General features: G+C 74.6%; 23 protein-coding genes and 1 riboswitch. Of the genes, 11 read left to right on the top strand and 12 right to left on the bottom strand.

Translation table 11 applies throughout. The features are described 5' to 3' along the window. Positions 1-35 precede the first annotated feature (35 nt). The 3 genes from CELGI_RS15835 to CELGI_RS15825 are packed head-to-tail and all read left to right on the top strand — an operon-like array spanning position 36 to position 1,434. Positions 36-377, top strand: a complete 342-nt coding sequence (locus CELGI_RS15835) for a hypothetical protein (protein ID WP_013885152.1) — start codon at positions 36-38, stop codon at positions 375-377. Then, complete coding sequence (locus tag CELGI_RS15830) at positions 374-1,093, top strand: WXG100 family type VII secretion target (protein ID WP_013885151.1); 720 nt, start codon at positions 374-376, stop codon at positions 1,091-1,093. The genes CELGI_RS15835 and CELGI_RS15830 overlap by 4 nt, the downstream gene beginning before the upstream one ends. Further along, the gene (locus tag CELGI_RS15825; protein ID WP_013885150.1) at positions 1,090-1,434 is read left to right on the top strand and encodes a hypothetical protein; all 345 of its coding nucleotides are present in this window, start codon (positions 1,090-1,092) and stop codon (positions 1,432-1,434) included. Before CELGI_RS15830 ends, CELGI_RS15825 begins: the two co-directional genes overlap by 4 nt. On the opposite strand, the gene CELGI_RS15820 is transcribed toward CELGI_RS15825, so the two are convergent. Continuing rightward, entirely contained in the window at positions 1,431-1,742 is a 312-nt protein-coding gene (locus CELGI_RS15820) for a hypothetical protein (RefSeq protein ID WP_013885149.1), read from the bottom strand. The two genes, CELGI_RS15825 and CELGI_RS15820, sit on opposite strands and share 4 nt — an antisense overlap. Before the next feature lie 37 nt (positions 1,743-1,779). Continuing rightward, positions 1,780-2,445, bottom strand: coding sequence for a TetR/AcrR family transcriptional regulator (locus CELGI_RS15815; protein ID WP_013885148.1), 666 nt, complete (start codon positions 2,443-2,445; stop codon positions 1,780-1,782). Positions 2,446-2,530: 85 nt separating this feature from the next. Here CELGI_RS15815 and CELGI_RS15810 point away from each other — a divergent pair, with 85 nt between their 5' ends. Beyond that, positions 2,531-3,205, top strand: coding sequence for a DUF4386 domain-containing protein (locus CELGI_RS15810; RefSeq protein ID WP_013885147.1), 675 nt, complete (start codon positions 2,531-2,533; stop codon positions 3,203-3,205). A 19-nt stretch (positions 3,206-3,224) separates the two neighbouring features. On the opposite strand, the gene CELGI_RS15805 is transcribed toward CELGI_RS15810, so the two are convergent. The 7 genes from CELGI_RS15805 to CELGI_RS15775 form a co-directional block, all read right to left on the bottom strand. Next, positions 3,225-3,968, bottom strand: coding sequence for an anti-sigma factor (locus CELGI_RS15805; protein WP_013885146.1), 744 nt, complete (start codon positions 3,966-3,968; stop codon positions 3,225-3,227). Continuing rightward, entirely contained in the window at positions 3,955-4,581 is a 627-nt protein-coding gene (locus CELGI_RS15800) for an RNA polymerase sigma factor (RefSeq protein WP_013885145.1), read from the bottom strand. Before CELGI_RS15800 ends, CELGI_RS15805 begins: the two co-directional genes overlap by 14 nt. After that, complete coding sequence (locus CELGI_RS15795; RefSeq protein ID WP_013885144.1) at positions 4,578-5,225, bottom strand: class F sortase; 648 nt, start codon at positions 5,223-5,225, stop codon at positions 4,578-4,580. Before CELGI_RS15795 ends, CELGI_RS15800 begins: the two co-directional genes overlap by 4 nt. A 39-nt stretch (positions 5,226-5,264) precedes the next feature. After that, positions 5,265-6,098 (bottom strand): DUF4397 domain-containing protein, encoded by an 834-nt coding sequence (locus CELGI_RS15790; protein ID WP_013885143.1) that lies wholly within the window; start codon positions 6,096-6,098, stop codon positions 5,265-5,267. A 245-nt stretch (positions 6,099-6,343) separates the two neighbouring features. After that, positions 6,344-9,106, bottom strand: a complete 2,763-nt coding sequence (locus tag CELGI_RS15785) for a cellulose binding domain-containing protein (RefSeq protein WP_013885142.1) — start codon at positions 9,104-9,106, stop codon at positions 6,344-6,346. A 147-nt stretch (positions 9,107-9,253) separates the two neighbouring features. Continuing rightward, positions 9,254-9,799 carry a YqgE/AlgH family protein gene (locus CELGI_RS15780; RefSeq protein WP_013885141.1) on the bottom strand — a complete coding sequence of 182 codons (546 nt, stop codon included), beginning with the start codon at positions 9,797-9,799 and terminating at the stop codon, positions 9,254-9,256. A gap of 46 nt (positions 9,800-9,845) precedes the next feature. After that, positions 9,846-10,571: a M50 family metallopeptidase gene (locus tag CELGI_RS15775; RefSeq protein ID WP_013885140.1), complete on the bottom strand. Its 726-nt coding sequence runs from the start codon at positions 10,569-10,571 to the stop codon at positions 9,846-9,848. Positions 10,572-10,678: 107 nt separating this feature from the next. On the opposite strand from CELGI_RS15775, the gene CELGI_RS15770 reads away from it, so the two are divergent. Genes CELGI_RS15770 through CELGI_RS15760 form a run of 3 tightly spaced genes read left to right on the top strand, consistent with a single transcriptional unit; the run spans position 10,679 to position 12,738 of the window. Next, positions 10,679-11,602 carry an NADP-dependent oxidoreductase gene (locus tag CELGI_RS15770; RefSeq protein WP_013885139.1) on the top strand — a complete coding sequence of 308 codons (924 nt, stop codon included), beginning with the start codon at positions 10,679-10,681 and terminating at the stop codon, positions 11,600-11,602. A gap of 43 nt (positions 11,603-11,645) precedes the next feature. Then, on the top strand, positions 11,646-11,948 hold the full coding sequence (locus tag CELGI_RS15765; RefSeq protein ID WP_041574859.1) for a DUF1905 domain-containing protein: 303 nt from the start codon (positions 11,646-11,648) through the stop codon (positions 11,946-11,948). 10 nt (positions 11,949-11,958) lie between these two features. Beyond that, positions 11,959-12,738 (top strand): VOC family protein, encoded by a 780-nt coding sequence (locus CELGI_RS15760; RefSeq protein WP_013885137.1) that lies wholly within the window; start codon positions 11,959-11,961, stop codon positions 12,736-12,738. Here CELGI_RS15760 and CELGI_RS15755 read toward each other — a convergent pair. Continuing rightward, positions 12,718-13,389 carry a DUF5701 family protein gene (locus CELGI_RS15755; RefSeq protein WP_013885136.1) on the bottom strand — a complete coding sequence of 224 codons (672 nt, stop codon included), beginning with the start codon at positions 13,387-13,389 and terminating at the stop codon, positions 12,718-12,720. The two genes, CELGI_RS15760 and CELGI_RS15755, sit on opposite strands and share 21 nt — an antisense overlap. A gap of 54 nt (positions 13,390-13,443) precedes the next feature. After that, positions 13,444-13,884, bottom strand: a complete 441-nt coding sequence (locus CELGI_RS15750) for a YciI family protein (protein WP_013885135.1) — start codon at positions 13,882-13,884, stop codon at positions 13,444-13,446. 324 nt (positions 13,885-14,208) lie between these two features. On the opposite strand from CELGI_RS15750, the gene CELGI_RS15745 reads away from it, so the two are divergent. The 4 genes from CELGI_RS15745 (at position 14,209) to CELGI_RS17425 (ending at position 18,527) form a co-directional block, all read left to right on the top strand. After that, a complete protein-coding gene (locus tag CELGI_RS15745) occupies positions 14,209-16,173 on the top strand; it encodes a penicillin-binding transpeptidase domain-containing protein (protein WP_041574239.1) in 1,965 nt (654 codons plus the stop codon). Positions 16,174-16,214: 41 nt separating this feature from the next. After that, positions 16,215-17,186 carry an aldo/keto reductase gene (locus CELGI_RS15740; protein ID WP_013885133.1) on the top strand — a complete coding sequence of 324 codons (972 nt, stop codon included), beginning with the start codon at positions 16,215-16,217 and terminating at the stop codon, positions 17,184-17,186. A gap of 45 nt (positions 17,187-17,231) precedes the next feature. Then, positions 17,232-18,089 carry an NAD-dependent epimerase/dehydratase family protein gene (locus CELGI_RS15735; protein ID WP_013885132.1) on the top strand — a complete coding sequence of 286 codons (858 nt, stop codon included), beginning with the start codon at positions 17,232-17,234 and terminating at the stop codon, positions 18,087-18,089. Positions 18,090-18,280: 191 nt separating this feature from the next. Then, positions 18,281-18,356: riboswitch (cyclic di-GMP riboswitch) on the top strand. Between the two features lie 15 nt (positions 18,357-18,371). After that, positions 18,372-18,527: a hypothetical protein gene (locus tag CELGI_RS17425; RefSeq protein ID WP_013885131.1), complete on the top strand. Its 156-nt coding sequence runs from the start codon at positions 18,372-18,374 to the stop codon at positions 18,525-18,527. A 149-nt stretch (positions 18,528-18,676) separates the two neighbouring features. Here the strand turns inward: CELGI_RS17425 and CELGI_RS15730 are convergent, their stop codons facing one another. Continuing rightward, positions 18,677-21,265, bottom strand: coding sequence for a lysylphosphatidylglycerol synthase transmembrane domain-containing protein (locus CELGI_RS15730; protein WP_013885130.1), 2,589 nt, complete (start codon positions 21,263-21,265; stop codon positions 18,677-18,679).

Here is a 21,265-nt window from a genome sequence, read left to right as displayed (position 1 = left end):
GAGTACCCTGCCCCGGAACCGGACAGGGGGAGGCCATGGCATTCCACGTCGACGAGTCGACGCTCGAGTCGGCAGCGACACAGCTGACGACGGTCGCGCGCGACCAGACGCGGGCGACCGCGTACACCGACACGCACGTGAAGCTGCACGGCGGGCTCGGGGACAGCGGGATCTTCGTCAACGCGATCTCCGTGCTCGACACCGTCCGGGAGGCGGTGGACTCCTCGCTCGCGCGCCTGCGCGAGCTGACGGACGCGTCGGCCGCGGAGCTGCGCGCGACCGCCACCACGTACCGCGAGACGGACGACGCGACGGACACGCGCCTGGACGCCCTCCAGATCCCGGCGCCGTGGGTCCCGGGCGGGGGGCCGCGATGAGCACGCCCGCCGACGCGCTGGTCCCGCCCACGCCGTCCGCCCCCATCCCCGACTTCGTCGACATGGGTCTGCACTTCCCGGACCTGGTCAGCCCCAGCTACTGGCTGATGTGGGTGATCGAGCAGGTCAGCGGGGTCAACCCGATGGACTGGGTGACCGAGCACTTCGCCGGCGACTGGGAGGCGATGTCCAAGGCCGCGACCGCGCTCGAGCACCTGGCCGTCTTCCACGAGCGCTACGCGGCCGAGGTCACGTCCGCGCGCGGCACGTTCGAGGCGGGGTGGACCGGCAACGCGGCGAACGCGGCGTCCCGGTACTTCGAGGGCCTCGAGACCGCGGTCGCCGCCCAGGCCGAGCCGCTGCGGGACATCGCCAAGGAGGTCGACAACGTCGCGCAGGGCATGAAGTCGTTCCAGGACATGCTGGTCGGGCTCCTGCAGACGCTCGTCGACTACGCGATCGCGGCGGCCATCTCCGCGGCCGCTGCCGCTGCGAGCTCGTGGACCGTGGTCGGCGGCATCGTCGGCGGCGGTGCCACCGCTTTCTCCATCGCGCAGGCGGCGCGCACGTGGATGCAGGTGATCCAGGTGCACGGCTACGCGATCACCGCGGTCGACGGCCTGGTCGGGCTCGCTGCCGGCTACCTGGGCTCGATCCACGGATTCAGCACGCACCCGCTGCCCGCGGGTGCCTACGACAACCCCCGGGTGCCATGAGCGAGCCGAACCAGCCCGAGCCGTTGCTCGGCATCACCGCGCAGGACGCCGGCATGGATCGCATGCTCCGGCGCTCGCTGACCGAGCTGCGTGACCAGAACGCGGGCACGCCCCTGGGCGACCTGCTCGACGACGTGCTCGCGGGCCGACGCTCGCTGCGCGACGTCGCGCGCACGCCCGAGTTCGACGCCGCGGTCGCCCCGGCGGCGCAGAAGGCCACGCAGCAGTGGGCCGCGCTGAGCCCCGAGGAGCGCGACACCCTGGTGGCGCAGGGCAAGGCGCAGCTCGAGGAGTCCCGCGCCGCGGCGTTCCAGGAGCGCGAGGCCCGCACCGCCGACTAGCGGATCGGTGCCTGCGAGAAGAGCACGCCGGCGGCCGCGATGAGCGCGACCGCCCCCACCGCCAGGCCGGCCGACGCGAGGTAGGCGCGCGCCGGTACTCCGGGCTGCAGCGGTGCGCGCATGCGGCCCGGCAGCAGGAGGGCCAGGGGAGCGGCGGCGAGCACGCAGACGAGGGCGAGCCCCAGCTGCCAGCTCGGGTACGTCACCAGCGCGACCACGGTACCCAGGGTGAGCATCGCGAGCACGAGGCCCGTCGCGATGCGTGCGATCCGCACCTGCCCGGGGCTCAGGAGCAACTCGTCGGCCACGTCGGCACCCTACCCATCGTGCCCGTGCGGTGTGCCGCTAGGTGTGTGAGGCGCCGGGGGCGAGCCGGGCGAACGCGTCGAGCATGAGGTCCAGCGCGAACTCGAACTCGCGCTGGTCGTCGCACCCGGGGCCGACGACCGTGCCCTCGTCGTGCGAGGCGACGCCCGCCACGGCCGCGACGTTCGGGTAGCGGGCGGCGAGCGCGGCGAGCGCCGCCGGGTCGGGCGGGGGAGCGGGCGCGGCCTCGAACAGCTCCTGCGTGAAGCCCCACATGCGGCTGCCGAACGCGTGCATCAGGTCGTGCGTGAGGGGGTCCGGGAAGCCGCCCGAGCGCAGGATGCCGATGGTCGTGTCGAGGTGGTGCAGCACCGCAGGGGTGCGCGTGGTGCGGGTCTCGAGCGCGCGGCGCGCCCAGGGGTGGCGCGTGAGCATGGCGCGCGCGGACAGCACGCGGGCCCGCAGCGCCGTGCGCCAGCCGACGCCCGGTGCGGGGGCGTCGATCTCCGCGATCACGCGGTCCACCATGCCGTCGAGCAGCTGCTCCTTGCCCGCGACGTGCTTGTAGAGCGCCATGGGCACCACGTCGAGCGCGTCCGCGAGAGCGCGCATGCTCACCGCCTCGAGCCCCTCGCGGTCCGCGAGCTCGACCGCGGCCTGCAGCACGCGCTCGCGGTTGAGGCGCTCGCGCCGGGTCTCGGTCATGTCCCCTCCTTGACAGGTGTACGGCGTCCACCTTACGGTCCGGCACGACTGGTGTACGCCGTACACCTGAACCGGAAGGACTCCCGTGGACACCGATCGCCGCACCGCGCGCCTCGCGGGTGCGCTCTACCTGCTGACGTTCGCCTCCTCGATCCCGGCGCTGCTGCTGCTGAGCCCGGTGCTCGACGACGCGCGCTACGTGCTGGGTCCGGGCGCGGACGCACGCGTCACGGCGGGGCTGCTGCTGGACCTGGTCAACGCGGCCGCATGCGTGGGGACCGCGGTGGTGCTGCACCGCCTGCTGCGGGCCGACGCGCCCGCCCGCGCGCTCGGCTTCGTGACGTCACGCGTGCTCGAGGCCGCGATCATCGCGGTCGGCGTGCTGAGCCTGCTCGCGGTGCTGACGCTGCGGCAGGACGTCGCGGCCGGGGCGGTGCCCGACGAGGGCGCCGCGCTGGTGACCGCGCACGCGCTGGTCGCGCTGCGCGACTGGACGTTCCTGCTGGGCCCGGGCCTGGTCTCGGCCGTGAACGCGGCGCTGCTCGGCTCGGTGCTGCTGCAGCACCGGCGCGTGCCGCGCGCCATCCCGCTGCTGGGCGTGGTGGGTGCGCCGCTGCAGATCGTGTCGGTGCTGCTGACCGCGCTCGGGCACAACAGCCAGCTCTCGGCGCTGTCCGCGGTCGCGGTCCTGCCGATCTTCGCGTGGGAGCTGTCGCTCGGCGTGTGGCTCGTGGCGCGGGGTCTGCGCCGGCCCGCGTGAGCGTGCGAGCGGCCGGCGGTCAGGCGTCGAGCGCGCCGCGGACGATCGAGTCGCCCGAGTGCGCCGGGTCGCCGTCGAACTGCTCGAGCGAGACGTCGACCACCGAGAACTCGTCGAGGTCCAGCCCCGCGGGCAGGTCGAACCGGCCCGAGGTGCCCTCGAGCGTGCCGACGCTCACGAGGCCGGACACGTCGGGCTTGAGCAGCCAGACCTCACGGAAGCCCTGGTCGTCCTGCTGGTCGTCGAGGTCCACGACGAGCACGCGGTGGCCCGAGGAGTCGGTCTCGACCTGCGCCGACCCGAGCGCCTCCCAACCGGGCAGCGGGTCGAGCACGGCGGTCGCGAGCACGTCCCACGACGGCTGCCGGTCCACGGCCGCCCACGTGCCGACCCCGCCGATCAGGACGCCCGCGGCGGCCGCGGCGGCCACCCAGCCCCAGCTGCGCCGCGGCCGGGCCAGCGGGAGCACCACGGCGCCCGCCTGCTCGGCGGCGTCACGCTCGGGCTCGGCGCTCGTCGTGACCGGGGGCGTCCGGTCGGTGAGGTCCAGCTCGGCGGCCACGGCCGCCCACACCCGATCGGGCGGGGGTGTGGGTGCGGCGGCGTGCCGTGCCGCGACCGCGACGTCGGCGAGCGACGCGACCTCGGCCGCGCACCGTTCGCACGCCGCGAGGTGGGCGAGGTCGTCCGACGTGCCGACCTGCTCCCCGAGCGCGAGGAGGGTCAGCAGGTCGTCGTCCACGTGCTGGTCATCCGGCGACACCTTCCACCTCCCATCGGTCTCGGAGCCGCGCCAGGCTGCGCCGCAGGTGACTCTTCACGGTGCCGAGCGGCAGGTCCATCTTGCTGGCGATCTGGTGGTGCGTCAGGTCCTCGTAGAACGCGAGCCGCAGGATCTCGCGCTGCGGGTCGCCCAGGCGGTCCAGCTCGTCGCGCACCACGATCTGCTGCACCACGCGCTCGTCGGCCGCGGCCACCTGCTCGGCGGGCGGCTCGACGGCCTCGGTCAGCCGCCGGTCCCGCGCGCGCCGCTCGTGCGCGTCCGCGACCGCGTGCCGCGTGATCCCGACGAGCCACGCCGGCAGCCGCGAGCGCGCCGGGTCGAACCGCGCGTGCGCCCGCCACGCGTCCACGAACACGGTCTGCGTCACCTCCTCGGCGTCGCTCGCCGAACCGAGCGAGCGCAGCGCCACGGTGTGCACGAGCGTGGACCAGCGCCGGTAGGCCTCGCGGAACGCCTGCTCGTCGCCTGCGGCGAACGCCGCACCCAGCGCCTCGACCCCGTCGCCGTCGCGCGACGCGGCGCGATCGTCGAGGCCTGAGGTCACGTGCTGCTCCTGACGGGACGGGGGTGCCGTGGCCGTGCCCACGCTCATGGCGCGACAGGCTCGGCGGTGAGCACGACGTTGTCGGCATAGTGCCCTATCGCGGCGTCCCACGCCCCCCCGCACGTGATCACGACGAGCCGCGCGGGCCCCTCACGTGCGAACCAGGCGGACACGGGGGCGTCGTCCTTGGCGAGCCGGACCACGTCGGTGGTGCGGTAGCGGTGCTGCGTGCCGTCCGCGGTGCGGACCGTGACCACGGTGCCGGGCTCGACCTCGTCGAGGTCCGCGAGCGGTCCGATGCCGGTCAGGCGCGAGTCGACGTGCGCCGCCAGCACCGTGTGCCCGGCGGGATCGCCCGGGGTCCGGCCGTACCGGTACCACCCGGCCCGGTCCGCATCGGGCGGCAGCTCCATCGAGCCGTCGTCGGCGACCCCGACCGGATCGACGGGCATGACGATCGCCTCGTCGCCCGTCCCGATCGTGAGCCGTTCCGGGGCGGGCCGGTCCACCGCCGGGGGCGGGGTGGCGCGGCGCACCGGTATGTCCGGGAGCAGGTCCGCCCGGGGCGTCGTGCCGGCCGGTGCAGGGGTGGCCGGCACGACGGTGGGGGACGGTGCGCCGCCCGGCGCGGCGTCGGCCTGACCCGGGGGGGTGCAGGCGGACGCCGCGCCGAGCGCCACGGTCAGTGCCACGGCGAGCGCCCACCGGCCGGCAGGTCGGCGGGCCACCGGTCAGCCCCGGACCGTGGAGCGCCGGGCAGCCAGGCCCGTGCCGATGCCGGCTGCCACGACGAGCGCGCCGACCGCCCACAGCCACGCCGCCGGACCCTGGTCCTGTGCGGCGGCGAGGCCCAGCTCACCGGCCTGGACGGCCGTCGGGTCGCTGTGCAGGCCGTCGATCACCTGGGTCGCCAGCGCGAGGCTCGACGGGTCGGCGCTCGCGTCGCCCCACGCGTAGACGATCACGTTGGAGCCCTCGGCGACGTCCACGTCGGCCGGGCCCAGGAGCGTCGGCTCGGTGGTGCCCGCCGCGACGACCGACGCCGAGACGGTGCCCGCCGGGAGGTCGAGCACGGCCTCGTCGGGGTTCTCCAGGCCCGAGACCACCGCGTCGCCGCCCGCCAGCACGTCGACCGCCGGGGCCGCCGCGATGTGCCGCACGGTCAGCCGGCCCTCGCCCGCCGCCGTCGTCGAGATGTCGTTGGTGAACAGCGTCGCGGTCGGCTGGCCGTCCGCGTCCAGGTGCGCCGCGGCGGTGTAGCTGCCGCCCGCCGCGAGCTCGAGGTCCACCGGGCCGATGGCCGGGTCGCTGTCGTCCTCGGCGTCGGACGCGGTGATCGCGACCGTGTAGGTGCCCGCGGGCAGGTCGAGCGGGCCGGCCAGGTCGCCGGGCGCGAAGTCGTCGAGCGTGAGCTTGCCGTCGACCCACACGTCGACGGTCAGGTCCGGCACGCCGTGCAGCACGGAGAGCTGGGCGTCGTCCGCCGCGCTCGCGGGCGTGGCGACGAGAGCGAGTCCGAGGGTGGCCACGGCAGCGGTGCCGCAGGCGATCGTTCGTGCGCGCATCGGGGTCTCCTTCCGGGACGCTCGCCCGGGTGGCGAGCTGGTGTCGTCCGTACTTCCGGACGAGCGGCCCCGGTGGACGCACCTGCGGACGACTTTCTTCGCGCCGCTGCCCACGAGCTCCGGCGGCACGACGACGGGGGTGCGAGGGGTGTCCGCATCCCTCGCACCCCCGTCCGGCCGGCGTGACGCCGGCCGTCGCCGTGGCGCGGGAGCCAGGTCGCTCCGCGCGCCACGGGGGGCTCACCTCATGAAGCGGTGCAGGTGGTCCCGTTGAGGGTGAAGCCGGTCGGCCGGGGGTTGCTGCCCGTGAAGCCGGCGTTGAACCCGAGCTCGGCCGAGCCGCCCGGTGCGATGGTCCCGTTCCACGGCGCGTTCGTGATGGTGACCGCCTGGCCCGTCTGGCTGAACGTGCCCGACCAGCCGTTGGAGACCTGCTGGTTGCCCGGGAACGTGAACGCGAGCGACCACGCGCTGATCGGCGTCGTGCCGGTGTTGGTGATCTTCACCGACGCGGTGAACCCGGTGGGCCAGTCGTTGGTCGCGTACCGCACCGCGCACGTGCCCGTGGGCGACGTGGTGGGCGAGGTCGTTGGCGTGGGCGTGGGCGTCGGCGTCGGGGTGGGCGTCGGCGTGGGCGTCGGGGTGGGCGTCGGCGTCGGGGTGGCCGTGGGCGTCGGCGGGACGGTGGGCGTCGTGCCCGTGCTCCCCACGACGATGCCGCGCCCGTTGGTCCCCACGTACACGCGTCCGAACACGTCCGGGTCACCGGTGATGGCGGCACCCGTCCACGCGAACTGGTGCTCGTCGTCGTTGATGCGCGTCCACGTGGTGCCGCCGTCCACGGAGCGGAAGAAGCCGCGGACCCCGTCGTACTCCGACGTCGAGTAGATGGCCGGGTACGTCGCGCCCGGTGCGGCCTTGCCGAACCCGACCGCGCCGCCGTCGGTGAAGCCCGCGACCTTGGTGAACGTCGTGCCGTAGTCGGTGGACCGGAACATGCCGTTCTCCGCCGCGAGCCACACGTGGCCCGCGAACCCGGGGACCGCGCCGAACCGCACGTTGCCCTCGCCCGCGAACCCGCTCGCGGCCGACTTGGTGAACGTCGCGCCGCCGTCCCGCGAGACGTAGAACGCGCCGGACTTGACGGCGTAGAACGCCTTCGCGTCCACCCGGTCGGACTCGACCTGCGCCTGCGCGGGCACGCCCGTGGACGCGGTCCAGCTCGAGCCGAGCGTGGTCGAGCGGTGCACGCCGGTGCCCTCGGGCGACCAGACCACGGCACCACCGTCGGCCGAGACCGCGACCGTGCCCGGCTTGGTCACCCCGGCGGGCTCCTGACCCGCCCACCAGGACGAGCCCGACGACGTCGAGACCCCGATGTGCGATTCGACCGAGCCCGAGACGCCGTAGCCGACGCGCACCATCGTCGCCGGCTTGGTCCCCGCGAAGTCCACCGACGTGACGCTGCCGTGGAACGGCTGCGTGAACTGCTTGGCGGGGACCCGGGTGATGTCGGTGTGCACGAACCCGCCCAGGTCGCCGAGGCCGGACACGAGCTCGACGGCTCCCGGGGGAGCGGCCAGGTCCAGCACCGCGGTCTCCTCGATGCCCTGCGCCTTGACCGTGAGGTCCACGGTCCCGCCGGTGTCCCAGTCGGTGAGGTTGTCGGTGCCGTAGATCGTGGCGCCGGTGCCGTACATCATCTTGTCCGAGTCGAACGGGTCGATCTCGAGCGACTCGGTCATCCAGCCGAGCTTGACCGCGGGCTCGGGCGGCTGCGGGTTGGTCGCGCCGAAGCCGAGCCACGGTGCCGCGGAGATGTCCTGCGTGTAGCGCAGCGTCCGGTTCGGGTAGCCGGCCCACTCCCAGATGGGTGACCACGTGGCCCCGCGGTCCGTCGAGCGGTAGATGATGATGTCCGGCCACCAGGACACCTGCGTCGCGACCATGATCGTGTCCGGGTCCTGCCGGTCGATCGTCAGGCCCGAGTAGCCGTAGTACAGGTCGCTGCTGGTGGACGGGACCGGGGAGATGCGGGTCCACGTGCCGGTGGTCGTGTCCAGCCGCCACACGTCACCCTTGCCGCCGTCGTACGGGCCGCCCGTGTCGCTCGTCGCGATGTAGAGCTGCTTGCCGACCGCGTCGAACACGCCCTTGTGCGGCAGGAAGCCGGTGGGCTGGCCGGGCACGCGCGACCACGTGGTGCCGCCGTCGGTGGACCGGTAGACGTTGTTCTCCTTGTCCGCGACGCCCACGTAGATCGTCGTGCTGCGGCTGCCGGGTGTGCCGCTGGTCGGGTCGAACGTGACCCACACGACGCCCTGGTTCTGCGTGAGGTAGGAGTTGTCCGACGTGGGGTCCTGCGCGTAGCTGCCCACGTTCGGGAACGTGGTGACCTTGGCCCAGGTCGCGCCGTAGTCGGTCGATCGCCACAGCCCGTTGCCGTTCTCGGTGCCCAGGTACAGCACGCGGCTGTCGTTCGGGTCGATCTGCAGGCGTTCGCCCATGCCGCGACCCGGCATGTTGCCGCCGACCTTGAACGGCAGGTCGGACTGCTGCCACGTCTCGCCCCGGTCCGTGGAGCGCAGGATCGCGCCGTTCTGCGGGTCCCAGTCGTTGGTGTACGTGCCGACCGCGGCGTACACGCGGTCCGGCTCGCGGGCGTCGGTCGCGAGCGAGAGGACGCCCGTGTGCGACCACTCGTCCCAGCCGATGTGGTCCAGCAGCGGGACCCACCGCCTGGTCGCCTTGTCCATGCGGTACGCACCGCCGATGTCGGTGCGCGCGTAGACGAGGTCCTTCTCGCCCTGGTTGTAGATGATGCCGGGCACGAAGCCGCCGCCGACGATCTCGACGTTGCCCCACGTGTAGCCGGCGTCGCCGGGCGCGGCGTCCGCCGCCTGCGCGGTGGTCACGGCGACGGCGCCCGTGGCGACGAGCGCGGCCGCGGCGACGCACGCCGCGGTGCGCCGCACCAGGCGGGTGGACGTCTCGGGGAGAACACGCATCCGCTCACTCCTTTGTGGCGTGGTGCTGGCCCGCTGCGGCCCGCCGCAGGGGGCGCCGGTCCCGGAAGGGAGGGGCACGGCACGCGTGACGGTAATCGAAGCGCTTCGACGGTCGAAGGGCACGAATCGTTTACGTGCTGCGAGCGGTCAGTTGAGGTGCACGTCCGCCGGATAGTGCGCGAGCATCGCGAGGTCGCCGCCCTGGCGCAGCAGCACACGCGACCACAGGCTCGTCGGCTCGGCCGTGAACGCGTCGGTCGGCTCGGCCGGCACGACGAACCACGCTCCCTCGTCGACCTCGGCCTCCAGCTGTCCGGCTCCCCAGCCCGAGTGCCCCGCGAAGATCCGGAGCCCGGCGAACCGCCCCGCGAGGCTCCCGGGGTCCGCGTCCAGGTCCACGAGCCCGAACGAGCCGGTGAACCGGTCGACCACGGTCGGGTCGTCGTCGCTCGCGACGGCCACGCCGATCGCTCCGTCCAGGCCCACCGGCCCGCCCTGGAACAGGCCGCCCGGCCAGGAGACGACCGTCTGCCACCCGGGTAGCACGGCCTCCACCTCGACCGGCAGCGGGCGGTTGAGCACCACGCCGAACGCACCCTCGTCGGTGTGGTCCAGCAGCAGCACGACCGTGCGGTGGAAATGGGGGTCGAGCAGGCGCGGGGTCGCCACCAGCAGGCGTCCGCTCAGGCTCATCCCCCCATCATCGGCGCCCGACGGGTGCCTGCCACCCGGGCGCGCGTCACACCTGCAGACCGACCAGCCACGCGCCGCCCAGCCCGAGCGCCGCGAGCGTGACCAGCCCGAGCACCCCCACCCACAGCGCGCCCGGCGTGTGCGTCAGGCCGCCCAGCAGCCCCGCGTCGGACGTGTCACGGGCCCCGCGGCGGCGCGCGGATCGTCGTCCCGACTGCATCTCGAGGACCGCGCGCGGCGCGCCGAGCAGGAAGAACCACGTGACCACGTACGCGAACGCCGCCTGCACCGCGGGCGTGCCCCACCCCGTCACCGCGACGAGCACCGCGAGACTCACGAGCACCGCCCACAGGCCGTACCAGTTGCGGATCGCGACGAGCACGCCCGCCACCAGTGCCAGCAGCGCCCACAGCAGCGCGACGTCGTAGCCGCGCGCGAGCAGCGCGGCTGCGCCCACGCCGACCACCGCCGGGGCGGGATACCCCGCGAACGCGGTCGCGACCATCCCGGGCCCGCGCGGCCGCCCGCGCGAGAGCGTGAGCCCCGACGTGTCCGAGTGCACCCTGATCCCGGAGACCTGGCGTCCGACCAGCAGCGCGACCACCGCGTGCCCCGCCTCGTGCACGATCGTCAGCGCGTGCCGCGCCACCCGCCACGCGAGCGGCACCGCCAGCACGACGAGCACGGCGACGCCGGTCAGCACCACCACGGTCACGGACGGCACCGCCGACGGCGTCGTCACGTCCTGCCACCACTCGCGCACCCAGTCCACGAGCGCCGACCCTACGTGCCGACGACCCGCACCCGGGCCGGCGGATGTGACGCACGGATCGGCCGCCGCGGGGAAGACGCGCGGTCCGGGCGCGGTTGGCCCTCGGTATGCGAGCAATCACCTACAGCCGCTACGGCGGCAGCGACGTCCTCGAGCTCACCGAGCAGCCCACGCCCAAGGTCGGGCCCGACTCGGTGCTGGTCCGGGTCAAGGCCGCGTCGGTCAACCCCGTGGACTGGAAGGTCCGCGCGGGCTACCTGGACCCGCTCATGGACACCGTGTTCCCCGTGGTCCCGGGCTGGGACGTCGCGGGCGTCGTCGAGCGCGTCGGGCTGGACACGCCCGAGCTCAGCGTGGGTGACGAGGTGTACGGCTACGTGCGCAAGGACTGGATGCAGGGCGGCACGTTCGCTGAGCTGGTCGCGGCGCCCGTGCGCACGCTCGCGCGCAAGCCCGCGTCGCTCACGTTCGAGGAGGCCGCCGCCGTGCCGCTCGCGGGTCTCACCGCCTACCAGAGCATCGAGCGCACGGGTGTGCGTGCCGGGCAGACCGTGCTGGTGCACGCCGCGGCCGGTGGCGTCGGGCAGTTCGCGGTGCAGATCGCGGCGGCGCGTGGCGCACGCGTCATCGGGACCGCGTCCGAGAAGAACCACGAGCACCTGCGCTCGCTGGGCGCCGAGCCCGTGACGTACGGCGAGGGCCTGGCCGACCGCGTGCGCGCGCTCGCCCCCGGCGGCGTCGACGTGGTCCTGGACTTCGGCTCCGACGACCTGGTGGCCACCACGCGTGCGGTGCTCGCCGAGGGCGGCACGGTCGCGTCGATCGTCGAGGCGGCGGCGCGCGACGAGCTCGGCGGTCAGTACGTGTGGGTGCGCCCCAGCTCCGCGGACCTCGACGCGCTCTCGGCGCTCGCGGACGAGGGCCGGCTGCGGGTCGACGTCGCGCAGGTCTTCGACCTCGCGGACGCGGCCGCCGCGCACGAGGCGAGCCAGACGGGTCACGTCCGCGGCAAGGTCGTCGTGCGCGTCTGACGACGAGCAGCGCGTGCCGGCGGGCCGCGCCATGCTGGGCCCCATGGAGCTCGAGTTCTCCGGTGAGGTCTGGCACTGGCGCGGCCCGTCGCCGTACCACTTCGTGACCGTCCCGCCGCCGCACGCCGCCGAGCTCGAGGCGGTCAAGCGGCTCGTCACGTACGGGTGGGGGATGATCCCCGTCGCCGCGCGGATCGGCGGCACCCCGTTCACGACGTCGCTGTTCGCCAAGGACGGCGGCTTCGTCCTCCCCGTGAAGGACGCGGTGCGCGTGCGCGAGGGGATCGAGGTGGGGGACACCGTCGAGGTCCACCTGACGGTCGAGGGTCCGCGCCCGCGCCGCTAGCGTGACCGGCATGCCCATCCGCTGGACCACCGCGATGCTCGACCTCCCCCCGGGCACCGTGGACGCGGCGCTGGACTTCTGGCTCGCGGCGACCGCGAGCACGCTGTCCCCGTGGCGCGGGGACGCCGACGAGTACGCGACCCTGCTCCCGCCGGACGCGGACGACCACCTGCGCGTGCAGCGCTTCGCCGACGGCCCGCGCGTGCACCTGGACCTGCACGTGGGTGATCCGGCCGCGGTGCGCGCCGCGCTGGTCCGCGCGCTCGCGCTGGGCGCGGCGCTCGAGCACGACGCGGGCACGCACGCGGTGCTGTCCTCACCCGGCGGGTACGTGTTCTGCCTGGTGCGGGACACGGGCGCGACCCGGCGGCAGGCACCCGTCCCCGTCCCCGCGCCGGGACGGCCGGACGAGCACCCCACCGCGCTCGTGGACCAGCTGTGCCTGGACGTGCCCGCACGACGGTTCGACGCCGAGGTGGCGTTCTGGTCGGAGCTCACGGGCTGGGCGCCACGCCGCGGGAGCGTGGGTGAGCTCGTGCCGCTCGAGCGACCCGCGGGGATGCCGCTGCGCCTCATGCTGCAACGCCTGGGCGCTGACGACCCGCGCCGCACCGTGACCGCGCACCTGGACGTGGCCTGCACCGCGCGGCACGCGGTGGAGCGCGCGCACGTGGCCGCCGGCGCGCGCGTGCGGGGCCACGGGCCCCGGTGGACGACGCTCGTCGACCCCGCGGGCCTGCCCTACTGCCTCACCGACCGCGACCCCACCTCAGGCCTCCTGCCCACCTGAGGCGACCGCGTGCCGCGCGGTCGTGGACGCGAAGCCGAGCCACGTGTGCCGGTTGCCCGCCCAGCACCACCCGACCTTGGGCGCGCCGCGCCGCTCCCGGCCGTCCCGGCCCGTACCACCGGAGATCCACAGCGCGGGCGTGCGTGCGTCGAGCCGGCCGCGGGCGCCGACCCGCCGCGATCCGATCGTCATGAAGCAGCGGTTCCGCTCGAGCACGCCCGGCACCTGGAGCGCCCAGTGCACACCCTCGGCGAGCGTGAGCGGTGAGCGACCGCGGGCGGTCAGCTCGACCAGCGCCTCGTCGGGGGACCAGTTGGCGAGGTCGTCGCCCCGGTCCGGCGGCTCGATCACGTAGACCGGGGTGGTGGGCACGTCCAGGTCCGGCAGCGGCATGAAGTCGTCGACGTCCGTCATGTCCTGGACCACGAAGCCGGACCGCCCGCCGAGCGACAGCAGCGGCGCGAGCGCGGACACCGGTGCGCACGTGGGGGAGACGACGAGGAGCCCGTCGGCCGGCCCGTCGGCCGCGGCACGCCGGAGCGCGTCGGCCGTGAGGCCGGCGGTCGTGTGGACGCCGAGGTGGATCAGCCGGTCCGCCTGCGCGGGCAGGGCGGGCAGGACCGGGGGCGCGGGCGAGGGCGTCGTCGTCACGGACGCAGCAACGGCCGCCGCGTGGGCCGCGTTCCCGGCAGCCGGGGTGAAGCCTCACGTCCCGTCGGCGTCGCGCAGCCACTCCCGCATCTGCTCGGCGTCCGCGGGTCCCACGGTCACGATCTCCCGCACCTGGATCGGCTGCCCCAGGGGGACCCCGCCCCGGCCGGGGACGGCCGAGACGAGCGCGGCGATCTCGAGCGCGCGCTCGAGCGACGCCACCTCGACCACCTGGAAGCCCGCGAGCCACTCGCTGTACTCCGCGAACGGACCTTCGGTCACGGTGGTCGCGCCCGGGCCCTGCGAGCGGACCACGCGCGCCACGTCGGGACCGGCGAGCACCTCCCCGCCCACCAACTCGCCGCGTGCCGCGAGCTCGTCGTTGAGGCGGCCGTAGTACGCGAGGTGGGCGTCCACCTCAGCGGGCGTCCACCGGTCCATCGGGGTGGGGTCGGCGCCGGGCTGGAAGTCCACGGCGAGCAGGTAACGGGGCATGGCGCGCTCCTTCGCGAGTACGGGATGCGGTCACCAGCATGACGAGCGAGCGCGCGCAGGATCGACTCCGGGCGGGAGAAATCCCTGGTCGCGGGTAGTTGCCCGGGTAGAGTGCCACCGTCCCGCTGTGCGGGACGAGCGTCCCGACGGGCGGTCACCGGACCGCGTGGCACCGCAGGGACCGCCCGCCGGCCGCGTCCCCGCGACGGCGCGCGTCACGACGACGCCGCGTCCGAGCAGCGACGCACCGAGCGTCCCGCGTGCCTCGAGGCGCGCCGGGCGTCCGCGAGACCAGCGGCGGGCCGACCGGGAGCAGGGGGCTGGATGAACGCGCGCACGGCAGGCGGACTCATGGCGCTGGCGCTGGTGGCGACCGTGTCGCTCACGGCGTGCGACGACGACCCGCCGGGTCCTCAGGACGCCGCCGCGGCGCTCGCGGCCGCGCTGCAGGACGGTGACCTGTCCGACGTCGCGCTCGCTGCGGGGACCACGCCGGCCCAGGCGGCCGAGCAGCGCACCGCCGCGTTCGACGCGGTGCTGGACGCGCTGGGCGACGACGCGCTGCGCGTCGAGGTCGAGTCGGCCGAGCCGGCCGAGGACGACGACGCGAGCGCGGTCGTCGAGCTCGCGTGGACCTGGGTGACGGGCCGGACCGAGGACTGGACGTACACGACGACCGCGCGGATGACGCGTGACGACGAGGACGTCTGGGCCACCGCGTGGGACCGCACGATCCTGGTGCCGGACCTGACCGAGGGCGAGGACCTCGCGGTGGTCCGCCGGAGCGCCGAGCGCGCGGACGTCCTGGGGGCGGACGACGAGGTGCTGGTCGAGGCGCGCCCGGTGCTCCGCATCGGCATCGACAAGACGCGCATCACGCCCGAGCGCACGCCCGCCGCGGCGCGCGCGCTCGCGGACGCGCTCGAGATCGACGCCGACGCGTACGCCGAGCGCGTGGCGGCCGCGGGCGAGAAGGCGTTCGTCGAGGCCATCGTCGTGCGCACGGGCGACCGGTCCTACGACGTCGAGAAGCTCACCGCGCTGGACGGCGTGCTCGCGTCGCCCGGCGAGCTGCCGCTCGCCCCCACGCGCGAGTTCGCGCGGCCCGTGCTGGGCACGGTCGGTCCCGCGACCGCCGAGGTCATCGAGAAGTCCGAGGGTGCGATCGCCGCGGGCGACCTGACGGGGCTGTCCGGCCTGCAGCGCCAGTTCGACGAGCAGCTGCGCGGTGTCGCGGGCCTGACCATCGAGGCGGTGGACCAGGAGACCTCGGCGACGCGCGAGCTGTTCGAGATCGCCCCGGTGGCCGGCGAGCCGCTGCGCCTCACGCTCGACCTCGACCTGCAGCAGACGGCCGAGGACGTGCTGCGGGACGTGGTGCCCGCGTCCGCGGTCGTCGCGATCCGGCCCTCCACCGGGGCCGTGCTCGCGGCGGCGAGCGGTGCGGGCGGTGAGGGCATGTCCACCGCGACGCTGGGCCAGTACGCGCCGGGCTCGACCTTCAAGGTGGTCAGCGCGCTCGCGCTGCTGCGGTCGGGCATGTCGCCCGAGTCCGACGTGCGGTGCGAGCCGAGCGTCGTGGTGGACGGGCGCCGGTTCGACAACTTCCCGGACTACCCGGCCGACGCGCTCGGGCAGATCCCGCTGCGCACCGCGTTCGCGAACTCGTGCAACACGGCGTTCATCGGTCAGCGGGACGCGGCGCCGCAGGACGCGGTCGTGGACGCCGCGGGTTCGCTGGGTCTGCTGCCGCAGGCGGCGCTCGGCTACGCGTCCTTCCTGGGCGCCGTGCCGTCCGACTCCGACGGCACGGACCACGCGGCGACGATGATCGGGCAGGGCCGCGTGCTGGCCTCACCGTTGGGCATGGCGACGGTCGCGGCCTCGGTCGCGGCCGGACGCACGGTGCTGCCGCAGCTGGTCGTCGACGACGACGCGCAGGCACGCGACCGCGAGCAGGCCACGCCCGGGACGCCGCAGCCCACCGACGACGCCGGGCCGGTCCGCCCGCTGGTCGACCTCACGCAGCAGGAGGCCGCCCAGCTGCGCGAGCTCATGCGCGGCGTGGTGACGGACGGCGGGGCCGCGTTCCTCCAGGACGTGCCGGGTGAGCCCGTCGCCGCCAAGACCGGCACCGCCCAGTTCGGCCCCGAGGACGACCTGCGCAACCACGTCTGGATGATCGCGATCCAGGGTGATCTGGCGGTCGCGGTGTTCGTCGACGAGGGTGAGTACGGCTCGACCACCGCGGGGCCCCTGCTCGCGGAGTTCCTGGCCGCGGCCCGCTGACCGACCCTGGACCGACCCCGCGCCCACCCTGGAGGACCGCCGTGACCCAGCCCGACCACGCACCCGGGCGCCCCGCCTGGCTGCGCACGCTGCCCGGCACGGACCTCACGGTCTCGGCGGTCGCGCTGGGCGGCGGCCCGCTCGGCAGCATGCCGGACCTGTTCGGACGCGACGTCCCGGCCGACGAGGGCGTGGCGACCGTGCTGGCCGCGCTGGACTCGCCGATCCGCTTCCTCGACACGTCCAACGGGTACTCGGACGGTGAGTCGGAACGGCGCATCGGGGCCGCGCTCGCGCTCGCGGACGGCAAGCCCGCCGACGTCGTCGTCGCCACCAAGGTGGACCCGCGCGGCGTGGACTACTCGGGAGACCGGGTGCGCGCGTCGGTCGCGGAGAGCAAGGCGCGACTGGGGCTCGACGAGCTCCCGCTGGTCCACCTGCACGACCCGGAGTTCCACGACTTCGCGGCGATGACGGCTCCCGGCGGCGCCGTGCACACGCTCGTCGAGCTCCGCGAGGCGGGCGTCGTCGGCCGGATCGGGCTCGCGGGCGGGCGCGTGCAGGACATGGCGCGGTACCTGGACCTCGGCGTGTTCGACGTGCTGCTGGTGCACAACCGCTGGACGTTGCTGGACCGCAGCGCGGGCCCGCTGATCGCGGAGGCGCGTCGTCGCGGCATGGGCGTGCTCAACGCGGCCGTGTACGGCGGAGGCATCCTCGCGGCGCAGCAGGGGGGCCCGACGACGTACGGCTACCGGCCCGCCCCGCGTGAGGTGCTGGACGCCGCCGCGCGGATGCGCGAGGTGTGCGCGGCGCACGGGACGGACATCGCGACCGCGGCGCTGCAGTTCTCGCTGCGCGACGAGCAGATCGCGTCGACCGTCGTCGGGATGAGCAGGCCCGCGCGCGTGCAGGCCACGGTCGAGGCCGCCGGACGCGCGCTCCCGGATGCCCTGTGGCCCGAGCTCGAGGCGCTCCTGCCGCCCGCGCACGTCTGGCTCGACGCGGACTGAGCGGCCGCCCGGACGTCACGAGCGTCCCGCGGGTAGCGTCGAGCCATGACTGCGGTGCTGGTGACGGGTGGGAGCGGCAAGCTGGGGCGCGCGGTGGTGACGCACCTCGCCGAGCACGGGTACGACGTGGTCAACGTCGACACCGCCGCACCGCCGCCCGGCCAGCCGGCCCGGTTCACGCGTGTCGACCTCACCGACCTGGGCCAGGTGGTCGAGGTGATGCACGGGGTCGACGACCGCTACCGCGGCATCGACGCGGTGGTGCACCTCGCGGCGATCCCCGCACCGGGCCTGCGGCCGAGCGGCGCCACGTTCGCCAACAACGTCGTCGCGACCCACCACGTGTTCCTGGCCGCACGGCAGGCGGGCATCAGGAACGTGGTGTGGGCGTCGTCGGAGACCGTGCTCGGGCTGCCGTTCGAGACGCCGCCCCCGTACGTGCCGGTCGACGAGGAGTACGCCGTCCGCCCGGAGTCCACGTACTCGCTCGGCAAGGCGGTGGAGGAGGAGATGGCGCGCCACTTCGCTCGCTGGGACCCCGAGCTCAAGATCCTGGCCCTGCGGTTCTCCAACGTCATGGTCGAGGAGGACTACGCGCAGTTCGCCTCCTTCCGGCCCGAGGACCGCGACTGGAACCTGTGGAGCTACATCGACGCGGTGGACGGTGCCGAGGCGGTCCGCCTCGCGCTCGAGAGCGACCTGCGCGGCTTCGAGGCGTTCGTCATCGCGTCCCCGGACACGGTCCTCGAGACCCCCAGCGCGGAGCTCGCGGCCACCTACCTGCCGGACGTGCCGGTGCGCCGGCCGCTCGAGGGCCACGAGACGCTGCTGGGCATCGACAAGGCCCGCCGCCTGCTCGGCTGGGCGCCGAGGCGGTCGTGGCGGTACCACGTCGAGCGGTGAAACGACGCCTGTGACCTGCGGTGACACCCGTCCGGTCGCGCACGCGGCGGACGGACCGACCGACCGTAGGACGTTCGTCCCGCCCGGACGTAACGGACACTGGGCCGAACGGGTGAAAACGCTGTCCTGGAGTATTTGGGGGGTTTCGCGCCCTTGGCCCAGGAAAGTGCGGTGGTCTACTGTCAGACCTGTCAGCGAAACGGCAAACCCTCCGCGAGGAGGGGACGCAAAGCCACGGGACCCACGACGGTCAGCCGGGCTACCGAAGAGACAGGAAGTTTCATGGACCAGACCGGGTTCCCCCTCGAGCCGTCTCAGTCCCCCTCCCTCAGCCCCGCATCGTCGCCGCTCGCCCGCGCTCAGGCGTGGGCCGTGCTGGCCGCGAGCCGGAGCGTCCTGGACCGCATCCCCTCGCAGCGCGAGCCCGCGGCGGCCTGACGGCCACACGACCCGGCACCCCGGTGCCACCCGAACGCCGATGCGGACACCGCATCGGCGTTCGTCGTTCGCAGACCAGGATCCGGACCCGACCTCGAGCGGACGGGTCCGACCGGGTGCGCAGGCGACGCGTGCGGACGTCAGCGGCCTCAGAGCTCGCCCGTGCGCTGCAGGTACCGCATGGCCACCCAGCCCAGGGGGATCCGGATCCAGAACGTGACCAGCCGGAACAGCACCGCGACCGAGGTCGCGATACCGGGGTTGATGCCCGTGACGGTGGCGAGCGACGCGGCCAGCGCGACCTCGATCGCACCCATGCCGCCGGGGGTCGGCACGAGCGCACCGGCGGTGTTCCCGGCGAGGTAGACGATCGCCACCTGGATCAGGCTGGCCTCCTGGCCGAACGCCGCGAGGCACGCGTCGAACGCGAGCACGAAGCCGAGCGTCATCACCAGGTTGCCGGTCACCGCGACGGCCAGGCGCCACGGGCGGCCGAGCACGTCGATCAGGCGGGGCCAGATCTGGCGCAGCGTGGGGACGATCTTGGCCAGCGCCCACTGCCGCACCCACGGCACCAGCAGCGCGGCGCCGACCAGCGCGGCCATGATCGCGACCGCGATCAGCACGGTCGGGGAGATGGGCAGCTGCGACTCGCTGCCGCCTGACGTCACGGACAGCACCACGAGCAGCGCGAGCGTCACGACGAGCTGGCTGACCTGGACCATCGCGACCGTCGCGGCCGCGAGCGACGTGCTGACCCCGCGGCGCGTGAGCATGCGCAGGTTCAGCGCGGCCGGACCGATCCCCGCGGGAGCGGCGAGCGCGACGAAGCTCGCGGCGGCCTGCACCACGTGCGTGCGCCACACGGGCAGGCGTGCGGGCGAGAACGCGATGAGCGTCATGCTCGCGCCGACCACGGGCAGCAGGCCGAGCACGAACGCGAGCGCGGTCCAGCGCCAGTCGGACGCGCGCAGCGCGTCGGTGATCTCGTCGATGTTGACGCGCGTGACGACGAACAGGATCGCGACGATCGGCACGATGATCGTCAGCACCGTGCGCGCACCGAACCGCACCAGCTGCTGGGGCTCGACGTCCGCCTCGGGCAGGCGCGCGACGATCGCGGCGCGCAGCGCGTCGAGCACGCCGCGCTGACCGCGCAGCTGGCTGCGGGTCAGCTCGGGCAGCGTGATGCCCTGCAGGAGCGGGCCGATCGCCGCGATGTCGTCGTCGGTCAGTGCGCGGATGGCCGACTGCATGGCGCGGTCGACGCCCACGCGCAGCGCGAGCATCGCCAGCAGCTGCGTGAGGTCCATGCGCCGCGCCAGGTCGGCGGCGGCCACGTAGCCGGTCTCCCAGCCGACGAGCCACACCATGGGCCGTCCGACGACGTCGTCGACCAGCACGACGTCCGACGTGATGGCGCGGTGCGCCATGCCCGCGTCGTGCGCGGTGCGCAGCTGCGCCCAGACCTCCGTGAGCAGCTCGTCGGTCAGGAGGTCGTCCGGCAGGTCGGTGAGCGGCACGGCGCGCCCCGGCTGCGCCTGGACCAGGAGCATCGAGTCGCGCGCCTCAGCGACGCGCAGCAGCTCGGGGGTGCGCACGCCCGCCGCGCGCGCGGCGTAGGACAGCAGCGCGGTGCGCTCCGTGGTCTGGCGCAGCGACTGGACCGAGCGCCCCTCGAGCCCGCGCAGGCGCAACGAGCGCCACACGCGCGAGACCATTCCGGCCACCTGCCGGTCGCCGTCGACGACGACCAGGTCGAGGCGCTCGTCGGCGTCGGTGGTCAGCTCGTAGGTGCGGTAGCCGGTGGAGCGGACCAGCGCGCGCGCGGCCGCGTCGTGCGCGGTCTCGTCGCCCAGCGGGTCGTCGGACGCGTCGATGCGGCGCAGCCGCACCGGTTCGAACCCCGCACGGCGGACCCCCGCGACGAGGCTCTCGCCGTACGCGCGCTCGCTGCGCACACCCGAGCCGTACCGCACCACCAGGCCGGCCACCCGACCCAGCAGCAGCGCGACCGCGAGGCCGGGCAGCGAGACCTGCGCGGTGACCAGCAGGACCGCGATCGCGACCCACAGCAGGTTCCAGCCCCACGCGACCGTGCGTCGCCGGGACCGCGGCCCGCTGACCGTGAGGAGGCCCGCGAGCATCGCGACGTAGCCCGGCACGGTGAGGGTCCAGGCCCCGCGCTCGAGGACCGAGAGCCCGCGGACCAGCTCGTCGGACCCGAGCCGCTCGACCAGCAGCACCGTGGTGGCCGTCAGCCCGACGGCGAGCACCGCGGCGGCGAGCGCCTCGATGAGCTGGCGCCCGAGCCGGCGGAACGCGAGCTCCATGCCCACCGCGATGGGGACGACGAGGGTCACGAACCCCTCGAGGACCTGCACGGGCACGAACAGGATGCGGCGCAGCAGCGTGGCGAAGCCCTGCACGTCCTCCGCGACGCCCGTGGTGGTGTGCTGCGCGTACGTGGCGAGGACCATGACGAGCGCGATGCCGAGACCGGCGATGCTCGCGGCGATCACGTCGCTCGGGTGGTGCACGCGGACCGCGGGCGCGTCGTCGACCACGATGCGCGCGGCCTCCGCCTCGGCGTCCGGCCGGGTCTGCTCGGGGGCCGGACCGCCCGTCAGGACGCCGGCCAGCATGCTCTGTGCGGTCTCGAGGTCGGCGCGCGGCACGTCGGCACCCGCGGTGGTGGGGTCGGCCGACGCGGCAACCTTCGGCCGGCGCACAGACAT

The sequence above is a fragment of the Cellulomonas gilvus ATCC 13127 genome (assembly GCF_000218545.1).
In the GTDB taxonomy this organism is placed as follows: domain Bacteria; phylum Actinomycetota; class Actinomycetes; order Actinomycetales; family Cellulomonadaceae; genus Cellulomonas; species Cellulomonas gilvus.
This window is presented reverse-complemented; position numbering and strand designations above follow the sequence as displayed.